This is a genomic window from Riemerella columbina (genome assembly GCF_030517065.1).
Taxonomy (GTDB): Bacteria; Bacteroidota; Bacteroidia; order Flavobacteriales; family Weeksellaceae; genus Riemerella; species Riemerella columbina_A.
This window is the reverse complement of the sequence record NZ_CP103950.1, coordinates 1190009-1214451: the sequence shown is the minus strand read 5'-3', so window position 1 is coordinate 1214451 and position 24443 is coordinate 1190009. Positions and strand designations below refer to the sequence as shown.

23 protein-coding genes are annotated in these 24443 nt (G+C 40.5%); 8 read left to right on the top strand and 15 right to left on the bottom strand.

Going from position 1 to position 24443, the window contains the following annotated elements:
* From NYR17_RS05780 to NYR17_RS05770, 3 genes are read right to left on the bottom strand one after another with little or no spacing between them, the layout of a single operon-like run.
* Entirely contained in the window at nt 1-2565 is a 2565-nt protein-coding gene (locus NYR17_RS05780) for a DNA gyrase/topoisomerase IV subunit A (RefSeq protein WP_302504786.1), read from the bottom strand.
* A gap of 4 nt (nt 2566-2569) precedes the next feature.
* On the bottom strand, nt 2570-3055 hold the full coding sequence (locus tag NYR17_RS05775; protein ID WP_302504785.1) for a hypothetical protein: 486 nt from the start codon (nt 3053-3055) through the stop codon (nt 2570-2572).
* Between the two features lie 6 nt (nt 3056-3061).
* Entirely contained in the window at nt 3062-4915 is a 1854-nt protein-coding gene (locus NYR17_RS05770) for a DNA topoisomerase IV subunit B (RefSeq protein ID WP_302504784.1), read from the bottom strand.
* 179 nt (nt 4916-5094) lie between these two features.
* Here NYR17_RS05770 and NYR17_RS05765 point away from each other — a divergent pair, with 179 nt between their 5' ends.
* Both NYR17_RS05765 and pdxH read left to right on the top strand, forming a co-directional pair.
* Nucleotides 5095-6114 (top strand): asparaginase, encoded by a 1020-nt coding sequence (locus tag NYR17_RS05765; protein WP_302504783.1) that lies wholly within the window; start codon nt 5095-5097, stop codon nt 6112-6114.
* 114 nt (nt 6115-6228) lie between these two features.
* Nucleotides 6229-6873 carry a pyridoxamine 5'-phosphate oxidase gene (pdxH, locus tag NYR17_RS05760; RefSeq protein ID WP_302504782.1) on the top strand — a complete coding sequence of 215 codons (645 nt, stop codon included), beginning with the start codon at nt 6229-6231 and terminating at the stop codon, nt 6871-6873.
* A gap of 44 nt (nt 6874-6917) precedes the next feature.
* Here pdxH and NYR17_RS05755 read toward each other — a convergent pair whose 3' ends face one another.
* Nucleotides 6918-7202, bottom strand: a complete 285-nt coding sequence (locus NYR17_RS05755) for a rhodanese-like domain-containing protein (RefSeq protein WP_302504781.1) — start codon at nt 7200-7202, stop codon at nt 6918-6920.
* 82 nt (nt 7203-7284) lie between these two features.
* On the opposite strand from NYR17_RS05755, the gene queG reads away from it, so the two are divergent.
* Both queG and NYR17_RS05745 read left to right on the top strand, forming a co-directional pair.
* Nucleotides 7285-8235, top strand: a complete 951-nt coding sequence (gene queG / locus NYR17_RS05750; protein WP_302504780.1) for a tRNA epoxyqueuosine(34) reductase QueG — start codon at nt 7285-7287, stop codon at nt 8233-8235.
* A gap of 16 nt (nt 8236-8251) precedes the next feature.
* Nucleotides 8252-8932: a TIGR02117 family protein gene (locus NYR17_RS05745; RefSeq protein ID WP_302507010.1), complete on the top strand. Its 681-nt coding sequence runs from the start codon at nt 8252-8254 to the stop codon at nt 8930-8932.
* On the opposite strand, the gene NYR17_RS05740 is transcribed toward NYR17_RS05745, so the two are convergent.
* Entirely contained in the window at nt 8933-9898 is a 966-nt protein-coding gene (locus tag NYR17_RS05740) for a Gfo/Idh/MocA family protein (protein WP_302504779.1), read from the bottom strand.
* Between the two features lie 120 nt (nt 9899-10018).
* Here NYR17_RS05740 and NYR17_RS05735 point away from each other — a divergent pair, with 120 nt between their 5' ends.
* Complete coding sequence (locus tag NYR17_RS05735; protein WP_302504778.1) at nt 10019-10666, top strand: protein-L-isoaspartate(D-aspartate) O-methyltransferase; 648 nt, start codon at nt 10019-10021, stop codon at nt 10664-10666.
* Between the two features lie 98 nt (nt 10667-10764).
* Here the strand turns inward: NYR17_RS05735 and NYR17_RS05730 are convergent, their stop codons facing one another.
* The 3 genes from NYR17_RS05730 to NYR17_RS05720 form a co-directional block, all read right to left on the bottom strand.
* The gene (locus NYR17_RS05730) at nt 10765-12774 is read right to left on the bottom strand and encodes a S9 family peptidase (protein WP_302504777.1); all 2010 of its coding nucleotides are present in this window, start codon (nt 12772-12774) and stop codon (nt 10765-10767) included.
* A 67-nt stretch (nt 12775-12841) separates the two neighbouring features.
* Nucleotides 12842-13621, bottom strand: a complete 780-nt coding sequence (locus tag NYR17_RS05725) for a zinc ribbon domain-containing protein (RefSeq protein ID WP_302504776.1) — start codon at nt 13619-13621, stop codon at nt 12842-12844.
* Between the two features lie 3 nt (nt 13622-13624).
* Complete coding sequence (locus NYR17_RS05720; protein WP_302504775.1) at nt 13625-14722, bottom strand: Nif3-like dinuclear metal center hexameric protein; 1098 nt, start codon at nt 14720-14722, stop codon at nt 13625-13627.
* Between the two features lie 85 nt (nt 14723-14807).
* Here NYR17_RS05720 and NYR17_RS05715 point away from each other — a divergent pair, with 85 nt between their 5' ends.
* Complete coding sequence (locus NYR17_RS05715; protein WP_302504774.1) at nt 14808-15641, top strand: ion transporter; 834 nt, start codon at nt 14808-14810, stop codon at nt 15639-15641.
* 54 nt (nt 15642-15695) lie between these two features.
* Here the strand turns inward: NYR17_RS05715 and NYR17_RS05710 are convergent, their stop codons facing one another.
* From NYR17_RS05710 to NYR17_RS05700, 3 genes are all read right to left on the bottom strand, one after another.
* On the bottom strand, nt 15696-16700 hold the full coding sequence (locus NYR17_RS05710; RefSeq protein ID WP_302504773.1) for a peptidylprolyl isomerase: 1005 nt from the start codon (nt 16698-16700) through the stop codon (nt 15696-15698).
* A gap of 90 nt (nt 16701-16790) precedes the next feature.
* A complete protein-coding gene (locus NYR17_RS05705) occupies nt 16791-17306 on the bottom strand; it encodes a hypothetical protein (protein ID WP_302504772.1) in 516 nt (171 codons plus the stop codon).
* Nucleotides 17307-17388: 82 nt separating this feature from the next.
* Nucleotides 17389-18462 (bottom strand): branched-chain amino acid aminotransferase, encoded by a 1074-nt coding sequence (locus tag NYR17_RS05700; protein ID WP_302504771.1) that lies wholly within the window; start codon nt 18460-18462, stop codon nt 17389-17391.
* Between the two features lie 84 nt (nt 18463-18546).
* On the opposite strand from NYR17_RS05700, the gene mnmD reads away from it, so the two are divergent.
* Nucleotides 18547-19221, top strand: coding sequence for a tRNA (5-methylaminomethyl-2-thiouridine)(34)-methyltransferase MnmD (mnmD, locus tag NYR17_RS05695; protein WP_302504770.1), 675 nt, complete (start codon nt 18547-18549; stop codon nt 19219-19221).
* Here the strand turns inward: mnmD and rlmN are convergent, their stop codons facing one another.
* The gene (rlmN, locus tag NYR17_RS05690) at nt 19222-20250 is read right to left on the bottom strand and encodes a 23S rRNA (adenine(2503)-C(2))-methyltransferase RlmN (RefSeq protein WP_302504769.1); all 1029 of its coding nucleotides are present in this window, start codon (nt 20248-20250) and stop codon (nt 19222-19224) included. It lies immediately after the preceding gene.
* 77 nt (nt 20251-20327) lie between these two features.
* Nucleotides 20328-21377: a tRNA preQ1(34) S-adenosylmethionine ribosyltransferase-isomerase QueA gene (gene queA / locus NYR17_RS05685; protein WP_302504768.1), complete on the bottom strand. Its 1050-nt coding sequence runs from the start codon at nt 21375-21377 to the stop codon at nt 20328-20330.
* A 243-nt stretch (nt 21378-21620) separates the two neighbouring features.
* Between queA and NYR17_RS05680 the strand changes: the two genes are divergently transcribed.
* A complete protein-coding gene (locus NYR17_RS05680; protein WP_302504767.1) occupies nt 21621-21866 on the top strand; it encodes a YtxH domain-containing protein in 246 nt (81 codons plus the stop codon).
* A gap of 84 nt (nt 21867-21950) precedes the next feature.
* Here the strand turns inward: NYR17_RS05680 and NYR17_RS05675 are convergent, their stop codons facing one another.
* Nucleotides 21951-22379: a hypothetical protein gene (locus tag NYR17_RS05675; protein WP_302504766.1), complete on the bottom strand. Its 429-nt coding sequence runs from the start codon at nt 22377-22379 to the stop codon at nt 21951-21953.
* A 70-nt stretch (nt 22380-22449) separates the two neighbouring features.
* Nucleotides 22450-24384, bottom strand: a complete 1935-nt coding sequence (gene gyrB / locus NYR17_RS05670) for a DNA topoisomerase (ATP-hydrolyzing) subunit B (protein WP_302504765.1) — start codon at nt 24382-24384, stop codon at nt 22450-22452.
* Nucleotides 24385-24443 lie beyond the last annotated feature (59 nt).

Here is a 24443-nt window from a genome sequence, read left to right as displayed (position 1 = left end):
TTATGCATCAAACAAATCTCCGATAATGCCTTCTTCTGGGATTTCTGGGGCGTTGGGGGTGGTGTGTTCTGGTTCTTCCTCCTCCTCTTCTTCCACAGGTTCTGGCAGCTGGATGTTGATGCTTTTTACTTTTTCTTTTACAAACTGATTGCCCATCGCTTTGATGCCTTTCACCGCGATAAAATCATCAATATCAACCACTTCTGGTGCTTTGTCTTTCTTCGCAAAGATGATTTCTGCGGTGGCGCCATCTCGGGTGCCCACAAACTCTATAAACGATTTGGGGTGCTCGCTCGGCATAAAATATTGCGGATTGGTATGGTGATCCAACAAGAACCGCTTGATGAAATAAATATCCTTCTCGCCATCGTAATAAATGCAAGAAATCGGTTGCTCTGGTCGCCATTTTTCTAAAACCAAATACTCATCATCAAAACGGTTGAGAAGGTCAAAAGTCATCAGCCTTGCCTCGCCTTTGGTATTGATTGTCAGGATTTTATCATCTCCTCTAAAACTACCTAAGAGCGTGCCTCGGGCATCGGCATTCAGCCTGCGAATGGTTTCATCAAACCATATTTTGCGTGGTGCTAAGGTGGAAACGCCTTCTTCCTTTAAATCCACTTTTTTAACCGCATATTTGGTCACCAAATTCCCTCGTGAATTTCGCCCTTTGATGGCTAATTCTGAGAAATCTATCTCTATTTTGTTCTTTCTAATCCGTGCGTTAGGCTTTAGTAAAACGCTGACCACCTCTGCCTCGCCGTTGGGATTGGCGGAGAAATAAAGCACCTCGGAGCCCTTTGCATCTGATGCCAGCGGGTACTCTGTATTTCTAGTGATGGCGGTTACGGAAAAGCGCTTCATATAATAAGGTCCCGTTTTGCCCTCGCGGTAGATCATATTATAAACCGTGCGTTTGTCGCCTTTTTTGAACACACCTACATGGATAATATCTTTGCCCACAAAGGTTTTAGGCTCTACTTTGGTCACCTGCATCACACCATCTTTTCGGAAGGTAATGATATCATCAATATCCGAGCAATCAAAGACATATTCATCTTTTTTCAACGAAGTTCCGATGAAGCCTTCAGCGCGATTGACATAAAATTTCTCGTTGGCTACGGCAACTTTAGTGGCATCTATGGTATCAAAAACCCGAAGTTCCGTGCGGCGCTCTCTGCCCTTGCCGTATTTCTTTTTAATGTTGAGGAAATAATCCACGGCATAGTCCACCAAATGCGCCAAATGATGCTTGACTTGCTCCATTTTCCCTTCCAGCGCTGCGATGTTTTCTAAGGCTTTATCCCTATCATACCTTGAAATTCGCATAAAAGGAAGTTCGGTCAGGCGGATAATATCATCTGTGGTTACCGCGCGCATCAGGTTTTGTGTAAAAGGCTGGAGGGCAATATCTATGGCGGTATAAACGGCTTCTTTGGAGTCTTTGCCTTTAATCTCTTGATAGATTTCGTTTTCTATAAAAATTTTCTCTAACGATGCAAAGTGCCACTTGTCCTCCAACTCGCCCAATTCTATTTCCAACTCCCTCTTCAGCAGCGAAACGGTGTGGTCTGTGTTCTGTTTTAGAATTTCGGAAACGCTGAGGAACATGGGTTTATCGCCCACAATCACACAGGCGTTAGGCGAGATAGAAATTTCACAATCCGTAAAGGCGTAGAGGGCATCTATCATCTTATCTGGCGAGACATCATTGTTGAGATGGATGTTGATTTCCACCTCGTCAGAAGTGTTGTCTTCTATCTTTTTAATTTTGATTTTCCCTTTGTCGTTTGCCTTTAAGATACTGTCAATCAAGTCACTGGTGGTCTTTGAGAATGGCAATTCTGTAATGCAAAGCGTGTGTTTGTCCTTTTGGATAATCCGTGCGCGTGCCCTGAGCCTGCCGCCTCTTTCGCCATCGTTATAGTTGGTTACATCTAACATTCCCCCAGTAATGAAATCTGGGAAAATCTGAAATTTCTTCCCTTTGAGGTAAGCTATGGAAGCGTCTATCAACTCATTAAAGTTGTGCGGCATCACCTTGGTGGAAAGCCCCACGCCAATCCCTTCCACGCCTTGTGCCAAAAGCAACGGGAATTTTACAGGGAGATCTATGGGCTCGTTATTTCTGCCGTCATAAGATTTAATCCAATGGGTGGTTTTAGGGTTGAACACGACCTCCAACGCGAAGGGCGTTAGGCGGGCTTCTATATATCTTGCCGCCGCCGCAGAGTCGCCAGTATAGACATTTCCCCAATTCCCTTGGGTGTCTATAAGGAGTTCTTTTTGCCCAATCTGCACCATGGCATCTGTGATAGAAGCATCGCCGTGCGGGTGGTATTTCATGGTATTTCCCACGATATTCGCCACCTTGTTATAGCGCCCATCTTCTAACTCTCTCATAGAGTGCATAATACGGCGCTGCACGGGTTTAAATCCATCAAAAATAGAGGGAATGGCGCGGTCTAAAATCACATAAGAGGCATAGTCTAAAAACCAATCTTTGTATAAGCCTGATATTTTTTTTAGGCTCTCTCCTTCTGGTGGCAATTGTTCTTCTATCATGAAATTATTGTGCTATTTCGGTATTGTTTTTCACTATTTTGTTAAGGGATAATTTTAAATCTCTCAGTTCTTTGTTTTTAAGATAAGAGATGTCGTATTTTAAAACGGTGGTGTTTCCTTTTTTACTTTGAAGTTTGATGTATAACCTTTTAAAAAGCCTCGCATTAACGATTTCGTAAGATTTGAGTTTATATTTTGGGAATTCATCTCTACTTTCTTTTCTTAAAAATGGAATAAAATTTTTGTTGCGGAAATTCAAGGCTTCCCCATCGCTATCGTATTCAAAAATAGGGCGACCTCTTAGATAAAATCCAATATAGAGCAATATCGGCAAGGCGATGAATAAATAATTGATGCTATACGCCCCAAGGTTGATGATAATGCCGTTCCACCTGAGTACCACAAGGATAACGCCCAACAACAATAAAATATTGATGCAGGTGAACACAAACTGGTAATACGGCAGTCTTTTTTTATTGGATAGTCTCATAATTTATTAAATATCAGAATCTTCCACCACTAAATTTTCAAGGATAAATTGTTGTCTGTCTGGCGTATTTTTGCCCATATAAAATTCCAAAATTTGGTCTATGGTTTGGTCTTTGCCGATCACCACTGGCTCCAAGCGGATATCTTTGCCGATGAAATGTTTAAACTCATCAGGAGAAATTTCGCCCAATCCTTTAAACCTCGTGATTTCTGGATTTTTTCCCAACTCTTGCAAGGCTCTCACGCGCTCCTCCTCCGTATAGCAATAGCGGGTTTCCTTTTTGTTTCTTACCCTAAACAAAGGCGTTTGCAGGATATAAAGGTGTCCATTTTTAATTAAATCTGGGAAAAACTGAAGGAAGAAAGTAATCATCAGCAAGCGGATATGCATACCATCCACATCGGCATCGGTAGCGATAATCACTTGGTTGTATCTTAAATCTTCTAAACTTTCCTCAATGTTGAGCGCCGCTTGTAATAGGTTAAATTCCTCGTTCTCATAAACCACTTTTTTAGTTAGTCCATAGCAATTCAGGGGTTTTCCTTTGAGCGAGAATACGGCTTGGGTCTCCACATCTCGGGACTTGGTAATGGAGCCAGAAGCGGAATCGCCCTCGGTGATGAAAATCTGTGTTTCCGACTTTCGTTCGGCTTTTTGCTCGTTATAATGCTGGCGACAGTCCCTCAGTTTTTTGTTATGTAGAGAAACTTTTTTGGCTCGCTCTCGCGCTAATTTCTGGATGCCAGAAAGTTCCTTCCGCTCCCGCTCAGAAACCAATATTTTCTTATGAATAGCCTCGGCTATTTCTGGATTTTTATGGAGGAAGTTGTCCAATTTGGTCTTTAAAAAATCAATCACAAAAGTCCGCACCGTTGGGCCCTCAGGACCTACATCATTAGAGCCTAATTTGGTTTTGGTTTGAGATTCAAAAACGGGTTCTTCCACATTGATCGAGATGGCAGCAATGATAGATTTTCGGATATCCGAAGCATCAAAATTTTTATTAAAAAACTCTCTGATGGTTTTCACATAAGCCTCCCTAAACGCATTGAGGTGCGTGCCGCCCTGCGTGGTATTTTGCCCATTAACAAAGGAAAAATAGGTCTCCGTTTGAGATTTATCCGAGTGGGTAATCGCCACTTCTATATCTTCGCCTTTAAGGTGGATAATGGGGTAAAGCGCCTCGGTTTCCATCTCTTCTTCGAGAAGGTCTTTTAGTCCATTTTCGGAATAATAAGTCTCGCCGTTGAAGATGATTTTAAGCCCTGGATTAAGGTAAGCATAATTGCGCAACATCCGCTCTATATACTCCTTTCGGAACTTAAAATTGAGGAAAATCTCTTGGTCAGGGATAAAGACAATCTCGGTACCATTGCGGTCAGAAGATGGCTCTTCGGGGTGATTTTCAATGATGTTTCCACGCGAAAATTCTGCCGTTTTGGACTGTCCATCTCTCACGGATTTCACTCTAAAATAGTCGGAAAGGGCGTTCACCGCCTTGGTCCCCACACCGTTAAGCCCCACCGATTTTTTGAAGGCTTTGCTATCGTATTTACCGCCGGTATTCATTTTAGAAACCGCATCTACCACCTTGCCGAGCGGAATGCCTCGCCCATAATCTCGGACGGTCATTTTCTTATCATCTAACTTAATTTCTATGCGTTTTCCGGCTTTCATTCGGAACTCGTCGATAGAGTTGTCCAAGATTTCCTTCAGGAGGATATAAATACCATCATCCGCAGAAGAGCCATCTCCCAATTTTCCAATATACATCCCCGGACGAAGGCGTATGTGCTCCTGCCAATCTAATGTTCTGATGTTGTCCTCAGAATAGTTTACTTGTTGCGATGCGTTACTCATAAAAATAAAGAATGCTTATATAAAAACAATAACCCACAAATTTACGCAAACCTATTTTAAGATAAAAATTTTTGGGTAAATTTGTTTGTGGCGACTGATTTTTTGGGTGTATTTCCTCTCGATAAGGGTTCGTATTAAAATTATTATGTAAGTTTGTGCCAGTCAAAAAACCACTTTAAATGAAAAGAAGCGTATTAGCCATTTATACGGGCGGCACGATCGGTATGGAAAAAAACTACCAGACAGGAAGTTTAGAGCCTTTTGATTTTGAAAATATCTTCAATAAAATCCCTGAAATTAAACTCTTAGACTGCGAGGTAGTGGTTTCTTCATTTGAAAAACCTGTAGACTCCTCCGATATGGGACCGCACGAATGGAAAAAAATTGCAGAAGAGATAGAAAAACACTACACCCAGTTTGATGGTTTTCTTATTCTACACGGTACGGATACGATGTCTTATACTGCATCTGCCCTTAGTTTTATGCTCAAAAATCTGGAAAAACCCGTGATTTTAACAGGCTCTCAACTGCCCATCGGCGATTTAAGAACCGATGCCAAAGAAAACCTCTTGACCAGCCTCTACTACGCCAGTTTGTATGAAAATAACGAAGCGGTGATTCAAGAAGTGGCTATTTATTTTGAATATAAATTGTTGCGTGGCAACCGTACTTTAAAGTATTCCGCAGAGTATTTTGATGCCTACCAAAGTCCCAATTATCCCATATTAGGGCAGTCTGGCGTTCATCTCAATTATGATAAAGAAGTCTTGCTGAGACCTAAAAAAGCAGCTGATTTCCATATAGATACCCACCTTTCTGAACAGGTTTTTCTATTGAGAATTTTCCCTGGGATGAGCTGGCACACTCTCCCCGATTTATCCAATACCCGAGTGCTGATATTACAAGTTTTCGGCTCAGGGACCATTTTCAATTCCCAAGAAACGGCAAAAACTTTGAAAAAAATACGAGAAAACAACACCGAAATTGTGGTCATCAGCCAGTGTATTTCTGGAGAAATCACCATTGGGAAGTATGAAAATAGCAATATATTCCACGCTGTGAGGGCAATTAGTGGCAAAGACCTCACCGCCGAAGCCGCCATTACTAAAGCAATGCACCTGATAGACAACCCTAATTATCAACAAGATTTTAGAACACTATTTTCCGAAAATTTATGTGGCGAAATAAGCACACATTAGAAATATTAACCCAAATCCTTTCATCAAAATTGAAAAAATAAGCTATAAAAAACACGAATTTACATCATTAAAGAATCAATTTTGATAAAATAACAAAATAGAAGTTTAAAATTTATGGAAGACCTACACGATAAAAGACAAGTTTATGAAAAAGGCTGTTTGTTAGAATCTCAAGCCAAAGAAAATCCGATAGAGCAATTTAGAGATTGGCTTTTGGAGGCGGAAGCCCACCCAGCCATTGCTGAAGCCAATGCGATGGCGGTTTCCACGATAGATGCTGATGGCTGCCCACGCACTCGGATGGTGCTACTAAAAGCCTACACTTGGGAAGGTTTTATTTTCTACACCAACTATCTGAGCCAAAAAGGAAAGGCGATAGAGCGCCTGCCTATGGTGTGTTTGCATTTTTTCTACCCTGCATTAGAGCGACAAATCATCATCAAAGCTAAGGTGGAAAAAATCCCAGAAAATTTGAGTGATGGCTATTTTGCTTCTCGCCCAAGAGGAAGCCAGCTCGGTGCGGTGGTCTCGCCTCAAAGTGAAGAAATTCCCAACCGAGATTATCTGGAACAAAAACTCAATGCTTTAGAGAAATCCTACGAAGGGCAGGAAATTCCACGCCCTGAGCATTGGGGTGGCTACATCGCAAAGCCTTATGAAATAGAGTTTTGGCAAGGGCGCCCCAACCGACTGCACGACCGCCTAAGGTACCGCTTAGATGAGGATTACCAATGGCAGTTGTCACGGCTGGCACCATAAAATTAAAACCGTTTCAATCTTTGGGTTGAAACGGTTTTTAAGGTTTAAATGGTATCCAAAAGCGCTTGTAAATCGGCGTAGCCACCACCATTATGCACTTTTTCTACCCCTTCGGACTGAAGAAATTCTACCGCTTTGCCGCTTCTATTACCGCTTCGGCAGAAAAAAATTTTATCGCCATCCAAAGCGATGATTTCCGCCTTTCTATCCTCCAAACTTCCCAACGGAATGTTGATAGCGCCCTCTATTTCGCCATCCATCATCAGTTCCATTTCTTCTCTCACATCAATCAGATGGTATTGCCCTGATTTTAAAATATCTTTTATCATATTTAATTTTTTAAATCTGTAAAGATAAACGAGAAATAATGAATATCAAAATTTTTAATAATTAAATTTCTATTTTTGCAAAATGAATCTCAGAGAGCAACATACGCAACTGATAAAAACCAAAGCCAAAGCAATGGGGTTCCAGAATTGTGGCATTTCTAAAGCCGAATTTTTGGAGTCCGAGGCTCGCCCTTTGGAAGAATGGCTGGCGAAAGGCTACCACGGGCAGATGAGCTATATGGAGAATTATTTTGATAAACGCTTAGACCCTCGGCTGTTGGTGGAAGGCGCCCGCTCTGTGATTTCGTTATCTTACAATTATTTCCCAGAGGAAGAGCTTCCGACTTTGGACAACTATAAAATCTCCAAATACGCCTATGGCAAGGACTACCACGATGTGATTAAAGCTATATTAAAAGACTTGGTGGAAGAGCTACAGCAAGAAATTGGAGCGTTTGGATGTCGTGTTTTTGTAGATTCTGCTCCTGTTTTGGAGCGCGCGTGGGCGAGGAAATCGGGCATCGGTTGGGTTGGAAAAAATGCCAATCTCATCACCAAAAAAAGTGGCTCTTTCTTTTTCCTTTCCGAAATTATCTGTGATTTAGACTTAGAACCCGACCACCCCACCACCGATCATTGCGGCAAATGCACCCGATGCATAGATGCCTGCCCCACCAACGCTATCGTTTCCGATAGAATTATTGATGGCAGCAAATGCATTTCCTACGCCACGATAGAACTTCGGGATAGCCTACCCCATTCGTTTCAAGATAAAATGGAAGATTGGATGTTTGGCTGTGATATTTGTCAAGATGTATGCCCTTGGAACCGCTTTTCTAAGCCACACCAGCAACCACTTTTTAAACCCAATGATTACCTGATGACTTACCAGAAAAAAGATTGGGAAGAGCTTACACAAGAGTTGTTTTCGGAGATTTTTAGAAAATCACCTGTCAAGCGGACTAAATTTGCAGGGCTCCAGCGGAATATTCAATTTCTAAGTGAAGAAGTTGCCGAAAAAATAGTATTTTAGCCCTAAATTTTTTATGATGAAAAGCATTTTTCGTTTTCTCCTCAAAGCTTTAGGTGTCTTGCTCGGTATAGTGGGCATTTACATTTTGCTGAGCTTATTACTGCCGTTGATTCCTGTTGCGCCAGAAAAAACTGCAGAACCTAAGCCGATTTCAATTTATATTCTGACCAACGGCGTACATACCGATTTGGTGGTGCCTACCCAAACGCCCATCATTGATTGGAGCCAATATATTCCTTATGAAAATACCATTGCTCAGCAAAAAAATATGCCTTATTTAGGTATCGGCTGGGGCGATAAAGGTTTTTATTTAGACACGCCAGAATGGTCAGATTTAAAGTTTTCCACCGCGTTTAGCGCCACTTTTGGGTTGGGAGGCTCCGCGATGCACTGCACTTATTATCCCACGATGACGCCCAGCAAAGATTGTGTACAAATCCGCTTGACCAATGCACAATATCAGCGTTTGGTTCATTATATTCAAAATCAATTTAAAACCGATGCTTCTGAGCGCTATATTCCCATTAAAACCGATGCCGTTTATGGCAAAGATGATGCGTTCTATGAAGCTAAAGGGCGATACAACTTCACGCAAACTTGCAATACTTGGGCAAACAATGGGCTGAAAGCCTGCGGACAAACAGCGGCGCTATGGACACCTACAGATTTCGGGATTTTTAGGCATTACCGAGAATAATTAGGCGCCGATTTTTTCCATAATCTCTAACGCCACTTTGAGCGCCTCCGTGCCATCTTCTAACGAAACTTCCACATTTTTGTCTTCTGCAATGGCAGTGGCGAATGAATTAAGTTCATCTAAAATAGCGTTATTAGGCTGTATATTAGGATATTCAAAGATGATTTGAGATTTTTCGCCCTCTGCATTTTCAATAATCATATCAAAATCAGAAGGGTGCTCTGGTGCTTCTTTTAGTCTAATTACTTCGGCTTTTTTCTCTAAAAAATCTACGGAAATATAGGCATCTTTTTGGAAAAAACGGCTCTTGCGCATCGCTTTCATTGAAATCCGTGAGGTGGTCAAATTGGCCACACAACCATTTTCAAATTCTATTCTGGCATTGGCAATATCAGGCGTTTTAGAGACCACACAAACCCCCGAAGCGTGGATATTTTTCACTTTGGATTTGACCAAACTCAGCAAAATATCCAAATCGTGAATCATCAAATCTAAAACCACAGAAACATCGGTGCCACGCGGGTTAAACTCCGCCAAACGATGGATTTCTATAAACATAGGATTCTTGATGAACGATTTTGTGGCGATAAATGCAGGGTTGTAGCGCTCCACATGCCCCACTTGGGCTTTAATATTTTTCTCCCTACACAGGCGGATAATGTCTTCCGCTTGCGCCAAAGTCTGCGTGATTGGCTTTTCAATAAAGAAATGTTTGCCGTTTAAAATGGCTTTTTTAGCATAGTCATAATGAAAAAGCGTAGGCGTAACAATGTCTAACATTTCAATTTTTGATAATAAAACATCAAAATCTTCATAAAAAGTACAACCTAATTCTTCGGCTATTTTCTTGCCATTTTCCACATCGGCATCGTAGAAACCGACCAAATCATAGCGTTCCGATTGTTGTAATAATTTAAGGTGTATTTTTCCGAGATGCCCTGCACCTACCAAGCCAGCTTTAATCATTATGGTTCTTTTTTCAGCCTTCAAAGATAATCAAGAATTCTTAAATAGTCAATTTTAAATGGTAATTTTTTGCGTATTCACCTCTTGTTTATCTCAAATCTAATGTTTATTTTTGCTGTAATGCAAGACACATTTGTACACCAAGGCAAACGGCGAATTTTAGTGAACTACTTGAGGGAAAAAGTAGGCATTTCTGATGAGCGCGTGCTATCCGCCATCAACCAAGTGCCTCGGCATTTCTTTATGGAAAGTATTTTTGAGGATTACGCCTATGAAGACCGAGCTTTCCCTATTGCCGCACAGCAAACCATTTCGCACCCTTCTACCGTGGCGGAACAAACCGAATTGCTCCAACTAAAACCCAAAGAAAAAGTTTTAGAAATAGGGACAGGCAGCGGCTATCAGACGGCGGTGCTCATCGCAATGGCAGCACAGGTTTATACCATTGAACGGCAGCAAGATTTGGTGCATTTTTCTAAACAAATGTTCCAAAAACTCAACCTCAGACCGTGGTACCAAACCTTAGGTGATGGCTTTAAAGGGCTTCCTAATTTGGCTCCTTTTGATAAAATTATCGTGACTTGTGGCGCCGAAATACTCCCTGTGGAACTTCTAAAACAGCTCAAAATAGGTGGTAAAATGGTCATTCCCTTAGGTCCCACCGAAGAGCAAACGCTTTACCGCTTTACCAAAATATCTCCTACCGAAATAGAAAAAGAGAGCTTTGGCAAGTATAAATTTGTACCGATGCTCGGGCGTACGGAATAATGAATGAAAGTTCATCTTTTTTACGATTTTAATAATACAAAAATAAAACCCTCATTATCTAACGATAGCGAGGGTTTTGCTTATGAAAAATTAAGGCTTTACAAGGTCTCTTTCAACCATTGGAAAAACTCCCGTTGCCATACCAAACCATTTTGAGGCTGCAGCACCCAGTGGTTTTCATTTGGAAAATAGAGAAATTTAGACTTTAAACCTTTTAGCTGTGCCGCTTGGAAGGCTTCTTGCCCCTGTTCATACCCCACACGGAAGTCTTTGCCACCTTGGATAATCATAATAGGTTTGTTCCAACGGTTCACAAAATTGCTCGGATTGTAGTCTGTATAAGATTTCGGAAGTGGTGTATCATACGGAGAACCGCCCAAATCCCAATTGGCAAACCACAATTCTTCGGTGGTCAAGTACCAAGATTTCATATCAAACAAGCCATCATGAGCGATGAATGTTTTGAAACGATTTTCGTGAATTCCTGCCAACATCAGCACGCTATAACCGCCATAGCTGGCGCCCACCGCCGCCATACGCTCGCCATCTACATAAGGTAGCGTTTTAGCAAAATCGGCAGCGGCTAAATAATCTCGCATAGGTTGTCCGCCCCAATCTTTGGAAATCGCAGCGTTCCACTCCGTTCCCCAACCAGGCATTCCTCGGCGGTTAGGAGCGACCACGATATAGCCTTGAGCCGCCATCAGTGCAAAATTCCAGCGGGTAGAGAAAAATAAAGTCAATGCCGACTGCGGTCCACCTTGGCAATACAACAAGGTTGGATATTTTTTTGTTGGGTCAAAATCTGGCGGATAATGGAACCACACGCCCATCTCCTTACCATCGGAGGTTTTGACCATTTTCAATTCTGATTGAGAAGGCTTTATTTTCGCATAAACTTCTTGATTTACAGCTGTTAATGGTTTCATTTCGCCATTTTTAGGCTGAACGGAAAATAAATCGGTGTTGTGGTTGATATCCGTACGCCCCACGATGATTTGGCTTTTATCCACCGTGATAATTTCGTTGACATCAAACTGCCCTTGGGTGAGTTGTTTGACTTTTTTCGTACTTATCGGCAAGGCAAAAAGTTGCTTTGTCCCTCGGTAAGCAGCGGTAAAATAAAGCGTTTTAGCATCTTGCGACCAGTAGAAATTGCCATCCACCGTTTCATCCCAATGTTTCGTTAAATTGGTGATCGCACCCGTTTTCCAATCCATTATTTTGAGGTCGTTTTTGTCCGCCTCATAGCCGTCTGTAGTCATACTTTGCCATGTGAGATAACGCCCATCAGGACTAAATTTTGGATTGACATCATAACCTTTATTGTCTTGGGTTAGATTTTTGGTCTCGCCAGTGCCAATGTGGTAAGCAAAAATATCGGTATTGGTGGAAATGGCGTACGCCTTACCACTCAAAGGTTTCATCACAAAGAGCAATTGCGAAGAGTCGGGGCTGAAGATAAAATCCTCTCCGCCACCAAATGGACGCTGTGGGCTATCCCAGGCTTTGCCTTCTTGCAAGTCTTTTGGCGCTTGGCTACTGCCTACTTCCACTAAGAAAATATGGTTGTACTTCCCTTCGTTAAAGTAATCCCAATGGCGATGGTTCAGGTCGGTATAAACATAGCCCGTGGTTTTCGGTAAATCTGGATATTTATCCTTAGCTTGCACTTTTTCCACTAAAACTTCCTTACTAAACGCTATTTTTTTAGCATCTGGCGAAATCATAATATTATCAGCATCGGCATCTTCTAATTTATAAAAAGTTGTCCAAGTTTCACCTTGATCTTTTGAACAATAAATCGTTTGATTTTCAATAGCATAAATGCCATTACGATCCCATTGTATCAATTTTTTATCGCCCCACGCTACGGGTGTGCTCGCTGCCGAGCGGAGGTTGAGGAAATACTGTTGTGCATTGGTTTTCTCGGTTTTTAAGTCTACCTGTCCTACCTTATAAACCAAAGCCGAATGGTCTGGAGCCACGGCTTTCACGCTGAGTTTTTTCAAAGTCCAGAGTTGCTCTGGCGTCATCACTTGTTGTTGTGCATTCATTAACCATGTGGTGCCTACCGCCAAGGTAAGTCCTATTTTTTTTAAATTCATAGTTGTTTAATTTATGGGCTAAAATAAAAAAATCCGCTCAATAAGGCGGACTTTTTTGATATTTTTTTTAAAATTTGATGATGTCTTTCATTTTTTCATTTTCTTCCATCACCAAATCATCATCTACTAAAATTTTCCCAGAATGTTCATCAATAATGATTTTCTTTCTTTGGGCAATTTCCATTTGTTTTTGTGGTGGAATGGTAAAATAAGACCCCTTAGGCGCGCCTCTTTCTATGCCTACCACAGCCAAACCGTTAGATGAACCTTTTCTGATTCTTTGGTAAGAAGCCAAAAGTCTTTGGTCTATTTTGCTTGCAAATTCTTCAGATTTCTGAGTTAAGAACTCTTCTTCTTTTTGCGTTTCTGCAATCAGATTTTCTAACTCTTCTTTTTTATAATTAAGGTGGTTCTGGAGTTCTTCTATTTTGGCTTTCAGCTGGTTAAGGTTCTCCGTTTTGAAGTCTTTTTTAGCTCCAAATTCTTTGATTTTCTTCTCCGCCAATTGAATTTCTAAATCTTGATATTCAATTTCTTTGGCAAGCGCTTCAAACTCTTTGTTATTTCTTACATTATCTTGCTGAGATTTATATTTCTCCATCAGCCCTTGGGCGTGGTTAATAAGTTCTTTTTTATTTTTAATCTCAACTTCTTGATCTTTAATATCTTGAGCAAATTTTTCGGCTCTTTTGTTAAGCCCTTCTATTTCATTTTCCAAATCTTCTACCTCAATTGGGAGCTCGCCTCTGGTATTTCTTATTTCATCTAAACGCGAATCTATAAACTGTAAGTCATAGAGCGCTCTTAGTTTCTCTTCTACAGAAATGTCATTTACTTTCTTAGCCATATTTTATATAAAATAGTTTACTGGGTTAGTATTTTGGGTTGTCTTTGAAATTGCAAATTTAGTAAAATTTTCTGATAAAATTTCAAATAATTGTTGAACAACAAATTGTTCAGATTCAAAATGACCGATGTCGCATAATAAGATTTGGTTTTCGGCTTGGTAGAAGTCGTGGTATTTGAGGTCTGCAGTGATATAAGCATCACAATTCTGAGCCATAGCCGCCTTGATGCCATCTGCGCCACTCCCCCCCAACATAGCCACGCGCTGGATCGTTTTCCCCAAGGTTGGAGAGTGTTTAATGACTTTCAAATTAAACTTTTCTTTGAGCAAATTCAAAAAATCAGGTTCCGAAAGTGGTGTTTGCCATTCACCATATTGCCCTAAGCCCAAATACTGATTTTCGTTTTCTAAGGCGTAGATTTGATAGGCTACTTCTTCGTAAGGGTGGGCTTGTTTCATCGCGGTGATGATGTTACTTTTCTTATATTTTTCAAAGATGACCGAGAGCATTATTTCTTCCACCTCTGTTCTTTCATTTACACTGCCAATATAAGGCTGAGCGCCCTGTTTTGGGCGAAAAGTACCCTGCCCCGAAATACTGAAACGGCATTCATCATAAAACCCAATTTGCCCTGCTCCAGCCTCAAAAAGTGCTTGCTCCACGGCAGCGGCATTGTCCTTAGGCACATAAACCGACAATTGATATAAATCTTGCGTTTTCGGCATTAAAGTTTTTAAATTCTGCAAGCCCAGCACCTGCCCTATTCTATAATTAACACCCAAGAAATCATTATCTAAAGCCGTGTGTATGGCAATGATGGCTATCTTATTTTCCAGCGCTTTCATCACGCTCCGTTCCACATAATTTTTGCCCGTGATAGACTTGAGCCCAGAGAAAATAATCGGATGAAAAACCACCACCACATTGGCTTTTATGTTTATGGCTTCCTCAATCACGGTTTCCAAGGCGTCGTGGGCGATTAGGATGCTCTCCACCTCTCGGTTTGGGTTGCCACAGAGCAAACCTACATTGTCAAAACTTTCCGCCTGTGCCAGCGGTACCAAAGTGTTCAGTTGAGATAAAAATTCTTTAATATTCATCGCGGTAAATCCTATAAATAAGCCACGAATTTAAGCATTATTATTTAATTTTCTTATTTTCGCCTTTTGTATAAAACACCAAAAGATGTCAAAACAAGAGAGTAGACTGCACCCTGCCCAAGGTTGGCGGAGGAAATTATTTAGAATCATCTATGCGGCAGATACGCCTATGGGTAAGACTTTTGATATTGTTTTGCTCATTCTTATCATCATCAGTACGCTCACCATTATTTTAGAAAGTTTGAGCGCTGTAGACCGAAAATACCACGCTATTTTTCTCTGCATAGAATGGATTATTTCCATTTTGTTTAGTATAGAATACATCCTGAGAATCATCACGGTAAGGAATAAGCGGGCGTATATTCTGAGCTTTATGGGGATTATAGATTTCCTCTCCATTGTGCCGTTTTTTCTGAGTTTGCTGTTTCCTTTCGTTAAATTCTTTATGATTATCCGCTTGCTTAGGATTTTGAGGGTTTTTAGAATTCTCAACCTGATGGATTATATGAAAGATGGACGGTATATTGTTTTGGCTTTGAAAAGAAGCTCTCGGAAGATTTATATTTTTATGCTGTTCATCATCGTGATTGTGGTGCTGGTGGGCTCTCTGATGTATGTGGTGGAAGGCGGCAAAAATGGCTTTGTGGACATCCCAACCAGTATTTATTGGGCAGTGGTTACGCTGACGACAGTGGGCTATGGCGATATTTCTCCCGTAACGCCGCTCGGGCAATTTCTTTCTGTGGTGCTGATGCTCTGCGGTTACAGCATTATTGCCGTGCCGACAGGGATTGTCACTTCCGAATTTAAAACCAAAGCTTCTCATCATAACGAATGCCCCAGATGTGGCAATAACGACCACGATGCCGATGCCAGATATTGCAAACAATGCGGCGAGCGCATCCATCTTCAGCCTTAAATAAGAAAAGCCTCCGTTGATACAGAGGCTTTTTTACTATCAATTATGATATTTTTATTTGATTTTGACTAATTCCACATCAAAAATAAGGGTGGCATTTGGTGGAATAACGCCACCAGCACCTCTCTGTCCATACGCCAAATCTGATGGAATTAAAAGGGTGGCTTTTTCACCTTCTTTAAGGAGCATAATACCTTCATCCCAACCTTTAATCACGCGCCCTGTTCCCACTGGAAACTCAATAGGCTCGCCTCTTTTGAATGAATTATCAAACTCTTGACCGGTTACCAATCTGCCAGCGTAGTGTACCGCTACCATATCGCCAGCCTTTGGTGAAGCACCGTTGGTAGACTGCGTTATTTTGTACATTAAACCGCTATTGGTAGTGGTCATTCCTTCTTTTAGAGCTTCTAATTTTTTAGCTTCTTCGGCTGCCTTTTTGGCTTCGTAGGCTTTATTTTGCTCTTGGATTTTCACTTTACCTTCGTTGAAAATCTTAGCGGCATCGTAGTGTTTGTAAACCTCTCCTTTGGTAAAGATTTCAATGTTTTTAATCACTACATCTTCTTTCGGTTTATCCTGAGCACCTTTTTCTACATTGGCAATGGCATCAATAACTTCTAAACCTTTTACCACTTTACCGAAAATGGTGTGTTTGCCGTCTAACCACGGTGTAGCCACTTCTGTGATGAAAAACTGAGAACCATTGGTGTTAGGTCCAGAGTTTGCCATAGATAAGAAGCCTTTGCCCTCGTGTTTTAGATTGTTTTTTTCATCATCAAATTTGTAGCCAGGGTCGCCCATACCCGTTCCAGTAGGGTCGCCACCTTGGATCATAAAATCTTTAATCACCCTGTGGAAAATAATGCCGTTATAATAAGGTTCTCCTTTTTTCTTGGCTTTGTTGTCTATAGTCCCCTGTGCTAAGCCCACGAAATTGGCTACTGTAACTGGAGATTCTTGGTCAAAAAACTGGATAATCATATCCCCTTTTGAGGTTTCCATTTTAGCATAAACGCCATCTGGTAAGGCATTGTAAAATTCTTTGTCTAAGTTCATTTTTTTGTATATTGGATTACAATTGGTTAGTGAAATCAGTGCGCCAAACGCAAGGCACAAAAATAAGATTTTTTTCATTGTTTATCAAGTTTAATTCATTTTAAGTTTAATGATCATCGGCATATCGCCAGAGATTTTATCGCCATCGCCATAAGTCCCAAACGCTAAAACCGAAGGTATTAAAAGTGTGGCTTTTTCTTGTGGTTTTAGGTATCTCACGGCATCTTCTACGGCTTTTAATTCTTGGTATTTCCCTAAAATTTGCTGTGTGACTACCTTTGGTTTGGAGTAAATTTTACCCTCCTCAAAGTCATAAATTTCATATTCGTAAGAGACCGGCGTGTTGAGCGGCTTTTGCGCTCTCTCAGAAAGTTGAGGAACATCTATCCAATAGTTAAGCCCCATAGGATAAAACGGCTGATTTTGTTGTTTTATCCACGCTTCTATTTGCTGTCGCTCTATTTCGTTCTGATGTTTGGAACGCTTTTGAGAGCGGATTATATCTTGGTTTTCAGTGGGTGTATTCATTGGTAAATGCACTTCGGGCTGGTGCTGACAGTGGAGCATCATCCCTAAAATTATCCAACTATAAAACCTCAATTTCATCTCAACTATCGCCTTTTATATTAAAACAAAACCGAGAATGACCGCCTCGGTTTTGCTGTTTATATTTGACCAAAAATACGATTTATAAAGTATCTACAAAGCCTTTTTCCACTTTTTGGCGCCATCCGAAAGGATCCTCCAACTGATTGGTTTGGATGCCCACCAATTGATTTTTGAGTTTTACGGCAAAGCTTTCCTCATCGCTCAATTGTGGTAATTGCAACTTTTCATCTTTGTAACCCAATGCTTGGAATACGCTAAGCACCACGGCAGTTCCCACGCCCCAAACTTCCTTCAGCGTGCCTTGGCGGTGCGCTTCTACCACTGCCTTCACACTAACAGGCTCTACTTTCACTTCTATGCTGTTGTTTTTCGCCAATTGGATAAAGCTGTCGCGGGTAACGCCATCTAAAATTTTATCCGAAGTTGGCGGCGTAAAAATGGTATCATTGATTCTTACAAAGACATTCATCGTTCCACTTTCTTCAAAATATTCGTGGGTGGCATCATCTGTCCAAATGATTTGCTCATAGCCTTCCTCATTGGCTAATTTGGTAGGATAAAAAGAGGCTGCATAGTTCCCCGCCGCCTTGGCAGAACCCACGCCACCACTGGCTGCGCGAGAGTAATAATCTGCAATTTTAACCGAAACAGGTTCATTATAATAAGACTTGGCAGGTGTTGCCACAATAGCGAACATATATTGGTTGGCAATCCGTGCTTTTAGCGCCTCTTCTGTCGCAAATAGCACAGGGCGAATGTATAGCGAAGTGTCTTTACCATTAGGGATCCAATCTCTATCCATATCTATCAAGGCTTTCAGTCCGTTCATAAACACCGATTCTGGAAGCTCTGGAATAGCCAATCTCTTCGCTGATTTATTCATCCTTGCAAAGTTTTTTTCTGGACGAAATAAAAAGACCTCGCCCTGAGCATCTTTATAAGCTTTCATCCCTTCAAAACAAGCTTGTCCATAATTAACGCCCATCATAGCTGGGGTAAAGCCCAACGGACCGTAAGGCATCAATTCTGGCTCGCCCCAAGCGCCGTTTTCGTACCGACAAATTACCATATGGTCTATAAAGGTATTCCCAAAACCGAAGTTGTTAGGGTCAAAGCTTTTAATGCGAGGATCTTCTGATTTTTTAATTTTCATTTTTAAAATTTTTATCGTTGTTTACAAAGATAATATAATTTTTGGAAATCGCAATTTTTAATTTATCTTCGCCAAAAAATTACGATGCATAGAGAAATAAAAACCACCTCAGACGGCTCTAAAACACTATTTATCAATGAATTAAATGAAGGCTACCACTCTCATCATGGGGCTATGCAAGAGGCTTATCATGTTTTTATAAAAAACGGAATAGAAAAGATACAAAAATCAGAAATCAATATTTTAGAATTGGGTTTCGGTACAGGGCTTAATGCCTTAGTAACACTGGATTATTTATTGAAAAATCAAAATATAAAGCAAGTTAATTACTTTACATTAGAAAAATACCCTATAAATTCCGAAGAGATAAAACATTTAGCCTATTACGAGTTATTTAATGATTCTCGTTTTGAGGCTATAAATAACGCAATTCATCAATCGGAATGGGAAAAAGCGGTGGAAATCCTCCCCTCTTTCAATCTCACAAAAATCAATACCGATTTTTATGAATTAGAAAACCTACAACTCCCCCCTATTGATTTGGTTTATTTTGATTGTTTTGGCGCTCGTGTACAACCTGATTTATGGGAAGAGCCTTTGGCAAAAATGGTCGCTAACAAAATGACAACCAATGGATTGCTCACCACCTATTCTTCTAAAGGAAGTTTCCAACGGGTGCTAAAATCTTTAAATTTTAAAGTGGAAAAAGTGGAAGGTCCAAAAGGTAAAAGAGAGATGCTCAACGCGTGGAAATTATAATTAAGACTTATTTGCCAACTGTCCACAAGCGGCATCAATATCGCTGCCTCGGCTGCGGCGAATCATCACAGTAATGCCATTTTTCTCCAATTGGCGCACATAATTCTGCGTTGCCTGAGGGTTGGAACGGTCGTATTTCCCCTCGCCAATAGAATTATACTCAATAAGGTTGACTTTGGTGGGTACTTTTTTGCAAAATTTAATCAGTGCTTTTATGTCTTCATCGGTATCGTTAATGCCCTTCCATATGCAATATTCCAAAGTGATGATGCTGCCCGTTTTTTGATACCAATACTGCAGCGCCTCCAAAATATCCGTTAATGGAAACTTGGTGGAAAAAGGCATAATTTCATTCCTTTTGGCTTCTATTGCAGAGTGAAGAGACAGGGCTAACTTAACTTTTAAATCCTCATCCGCTAGCATTTTTATCATTTTCGGAATGCCTGATGTGGAAACCGTGATGCGCCTTGCGGACATCCCCAAACCTTCGGGCTGCGTGATTTTTCTGATGGCTTCTACTACATTTTTATAGTTCATCATCGGCTCGCCCATACCCATAAACACGATGTTAGAAAGCGGTCGGTCAAAATATTCTTGGCTCTGTTGGTCTATCAGTGCCACTTGGTCTATAATCTCTGCCACTTCTAAATTTCTCATCCGCTTCAGCTTTGCCGTTGCGCAAAATTCGCAGTTGAGAGAACAGCCTACTTGCGAGGACACACACGCTGTGGTTCGGCTTTCGGTAGGAATCAGAACGCTCTCCACCATCAGTCCATCGTGGAGCTTTACGCCGTTTTTGATGGTGCCATCTTTACTTTTTTGAAAAACATCTACCGCCACTGGCTTTATGTTAAAATCCTGAGCTATTTTCTCTCTTAGCGCTTTAGAGAGGTTGGTCATATCCTCTATGCTATGCTCGTTTTTGCTCCATAGCCAATCATAAACTTGCTTGGCACGAAAGGGTTTTTCGCCAATGGAAACAAAATAGTCTTTTAACTCCTCTAAACTGAGCGTGCGGATGTCTTTCATTGTTTGTTTGATAAAATAAAAATAGATTTGGTAACAATTTTCATCATTACCAAATCTTCATTATAAAGGGTTATTTTTTAGAGAATAAGCATCGCATCTCCATACGAATAGAATTTGTATTTTTCTTTTACCGCTTCTTCGTAGGCGTGCATTACAAAATCTTTACCTGCAAAGGCGGCAATCATCATAATCAGTGTAGATTTAGGCGTGTGGAAGTTGGTAATCATCGCATTAGCAATACCGAAATCATACGGCGGATAGATGAATTTATTGGTCCATCCATGGTAAGGGCTCAGCCTTCTATTGGAAGATACGGAAGTCTCTATGGTCCGCATAGTGGTGGTTCCCACGGCACAAATTCTGCGATCCTCCTCTATCGCTTTATTGATGATATCCACATTTTTTTGGTCAATGATGGCTTCCTCACATTCCATTTTGTGCTTAGATAAGTCTTCCACTTCTATCGGGTTAAAAGTCCCTAAGCCCACATGCAAAGTCACTTCAGCAAAGTTGATACCTTTGATTTCCAGACGCTTCATCAAGTGTTTAGAAAAGTGCAAACCTGCCGTAGGAGCTGCCACAGCGCCTTCATATTTTGCATAAATGGTTTGATAGCGCTCCGCATCTTCTGGCTCTACTTCTCTTTTAATGTATTTAGGCAGTGGTGTTTCGCCCAATTCTTTGAGCTTTGCACGAAATTCTTCATAACTGCCATCGTACAAAAATCTTAGTGTTCTTCCACGAGAAGTGGTGTTATCAATCACTTCGGCAACGAGGGATTCGTTTTCATCAAAGAATAATTTATTGCCAATTCTTATTTTTCTTGCGGGGTCTACCAAAACATCCCAAACACGGGTTTCCTTATCCAACTCTCTTAAAAGGAAAACTTCTATTTTAGCGCCAGTTTTTTCTTTATTTCCGTATAACCTTGCTGGGAATACCTTGGTATTATTAAAGATAAATAAATCATTTTCATCAAAATAATCTACCACATCTTTGAATAGTTTATGCTCTATGGTTTGGTCTTTTCTGTTGAGAACCATCAGCCTTGCTTCATCTCTGTGTTCAGAAGGATGCTCGGCTAAAAGTTCTGCAGGTAAGTCAAAATTAAAATCAGAAGTTTTCATTCAAAATATTTAATGTTAAAAAATATAAAAATTAGTAAAAATGAATTAAAATCATTTTTTATTTTGCAAATATACGATTTAGAATACCCCTTTGTCAAGTTTTTATTTCAATGAAAAACTAAGTCTATTATTATCAAATAGTTATAATGTAAAATCGGTGTAATTATTTTCATCAATCATACGATTGGATAGATTGGCACGATTTTTTCCTCTCATTCTTATATAACTCAAAAACATCTAATTATGAACAAGACAAAAAGAAACGGACTTTTAGCATTACTTGGTTTGGGCGCTTTTGCTTTTTGGAAATGTAAAAAATCAGCTCCTAAAAATACATTAGACAGCAAATTGGACGAAGCGAAAGACCAATTGTCTCGCTTAGGAAATGAGGCGAAAGCCAAAGCCAGCGATTTAGCCGACCAAGCACAAGAAAAAGCCCAAGAACTAAAATCTAAAGTGGAAGATTTTACTAAAGACCACTTGAAATAGTTCTCTATTTCTGCTTTATTTTTTCCAAAAAGACCGCCACTCGCTAAGCGAGTGGCGGCTCTTTGTTACATAAGATTGAATTTCTTATTTTACAGCTTTTTTAATTTCTTTAGCCGCTTCTTCTATATTGTCGGTTTGGGCTTCTGCCGATTTCACGGTGTTGTCCAAAACCTTATCAGCATTTTCAGCGGCGCCATTAACCCCTCTGATTTTTTTTCCTGCTCTGGCTTGGATTTCATCTAACTTCCACTGCAACTCATCTACTTTTTTCTGAGCCACATCAACCAAAGTTGGGTTGCCTTCTTTTTTGGCTTTGTCTAAAGCGTTTTGAGCCTCGTTTAATGCATTTTGTGCATCAATCACTTCTTGATTTAAATCCTGCTGTGCATCAGCAACATTTTCGCCTTTTACTGTGGTTACTTCGCTGGTTACGGCATGTTTTTCTGAATTTTTATCGCAAGAAACTGCCAGTAATCCTAAAATCCCACAAGTTAAGAATAATTTCTTCATCATTTTAAATTTTTAAGTTACTATTGTTATGAATTGCTGTGAGATTTGCTAAAACTATGCCAAAACAAGGCCTTTAAGCATCAATATTGGCATAAACGGCATTTTTCTCGATAAATTCTCTCCTTGGTGGCACTTCATCGCCCATTAACATAGAGAAAATTCTATCCGCCTCGCCAGCGTTATCAATATTCACTTGCTTTAAAATTCTATTTTCTGGGTTGAGGGTGGTTTCCCACAACTGCTCAGGGTTCATTTCCCCAAGACCTTTATAGCGCTGCACCTCTACCCCTCTACCATCGGCAGACATTTCTAAAGTTTTTTCCTCGCGTTCTTTTTCGTTCCACGCATATACTTTTTTGTTGCCTTTTTTCAATTGATATAATGGTGGCGATGCAATATACACATAGCCTTGCTCTATCAACTCCTTCATATAACGGAAGAAGAAGGTCAAAATTAAGGTAGAAATATGCGAGCCATCAATATCGGCATCGGTCATAATCACAATTTTATGATATCTTAACTTACTTAAGTTCAACGCTTTACTATCTTCTTCTGTCCCCACGCTTACGCCCAATGCGGTGTAGATATTTTTAATCTCTTCATTATCATAGACTTTGTGGATCATAGATTTTTCCACATTGAGGATTTTCCCTCGTAAAGGAAAAATGGCTTGGAAGTGTCTGTCTCGCCCTTGTTTGGCGGTTCCACCTGCGGAATCCCCCTCCACTAAGAAGATTTCGGAGATTTCTGGATCTTTAGAAGAACAATCCGAAAGTTTACCAGGCAATCCCACACCTCCCATCGGAGATTTGCGCTGTACCATTTCTCGGGCTTTCTTCGCGGCTTGTCTTGCCTTGGCTGCCAATACCACTTTTTGAACGATTTGTTTAGCTTCGTTAGGGTTTTCTTCAAGGAAGTTGGTCAGCATTTCGCCCACGATTTTATCCACAGCACCAGAAACTTCAGAGTTTCCTAATTTCGTTTTGGTCTGTCCTTCAAACTGAGGCTCCATTACTTTAACGGAAATCACGGCGGTTAAACCTTCGCGGAAGTCGTCTCCCGTTACTTCCACTTTTTCCTTTTGAGGAATGCCTAAATCATCGGCGTATTTTTTAAGCGTTCGCGTTAAAGCCCTTCTAAAGCCCGTTAGGTGCGTACCGCCTTCGTGGGTATTGATGTTATTGACATAGGAATGTAGATTTTCGGTGAAGGAAGTATTGTATCTCATCGCCACTTCCACAGGGATATCGTCACGCTCGCCCTCCATAAAAATCACATTGCCCATAATGGCTTCTCTATTGCCGTCTATAAATTCTACAAATTCCTTGAGACCGCCTTCGGAGTGGAAAGTTTCTTGCAAAAACTGACCGTTTTCATCTTTTTCTCTTTCATCAATAATGGTAATCGTAATACCTTTATTAAGGTATGCCAATTCTCTCAACCTCGCTGAAAGTGTGCTGTAATTATACACCAATTCATTAAAAATGGTATCATCAGGTTGGAAGAAAACTTCCGTACCTCTATCTTCTGTGATGCCTAATTCCTGCACATCTTCTAAGGCTTTACCTTTAGAATATCTTTGTTGATAGATTTTACCATCTCTATAAACGGTCGCTATTGTACTGGTAGATAGCGCATTAACACACGAAACCCCCACACCGTGGAGCCCCCCAGAAACTTTATAAGAGTCTTTATCAAATTTACCACCAGCACCGATTTTGGTCATTACCACCTCCAACGCTGATTTTTGTTCCTTTTCGTGAAAATCCACAGGAATACCACGCCCATTATCTCTCACACTGATGGAATTTCCCTCGTGAATGGTTACGGTAATGGTGTCACAAAAACCGGCTAAAGCCTCATCAATAGAGTTATCCACCACCTCATAAACCAAATGATGCAAACCTCTTACGCCCACATCTCCAATGTACATTGACGGTCTTAACCTCACATGTTCTATCCCTTCCAAAGACTGGATACTACTGGCTGTATATTGTTTATTACTCATAATTTTTTCGTATTTTAAAAAGAATACAAATGTACGATTTTATATTGTAAAATCCAAGA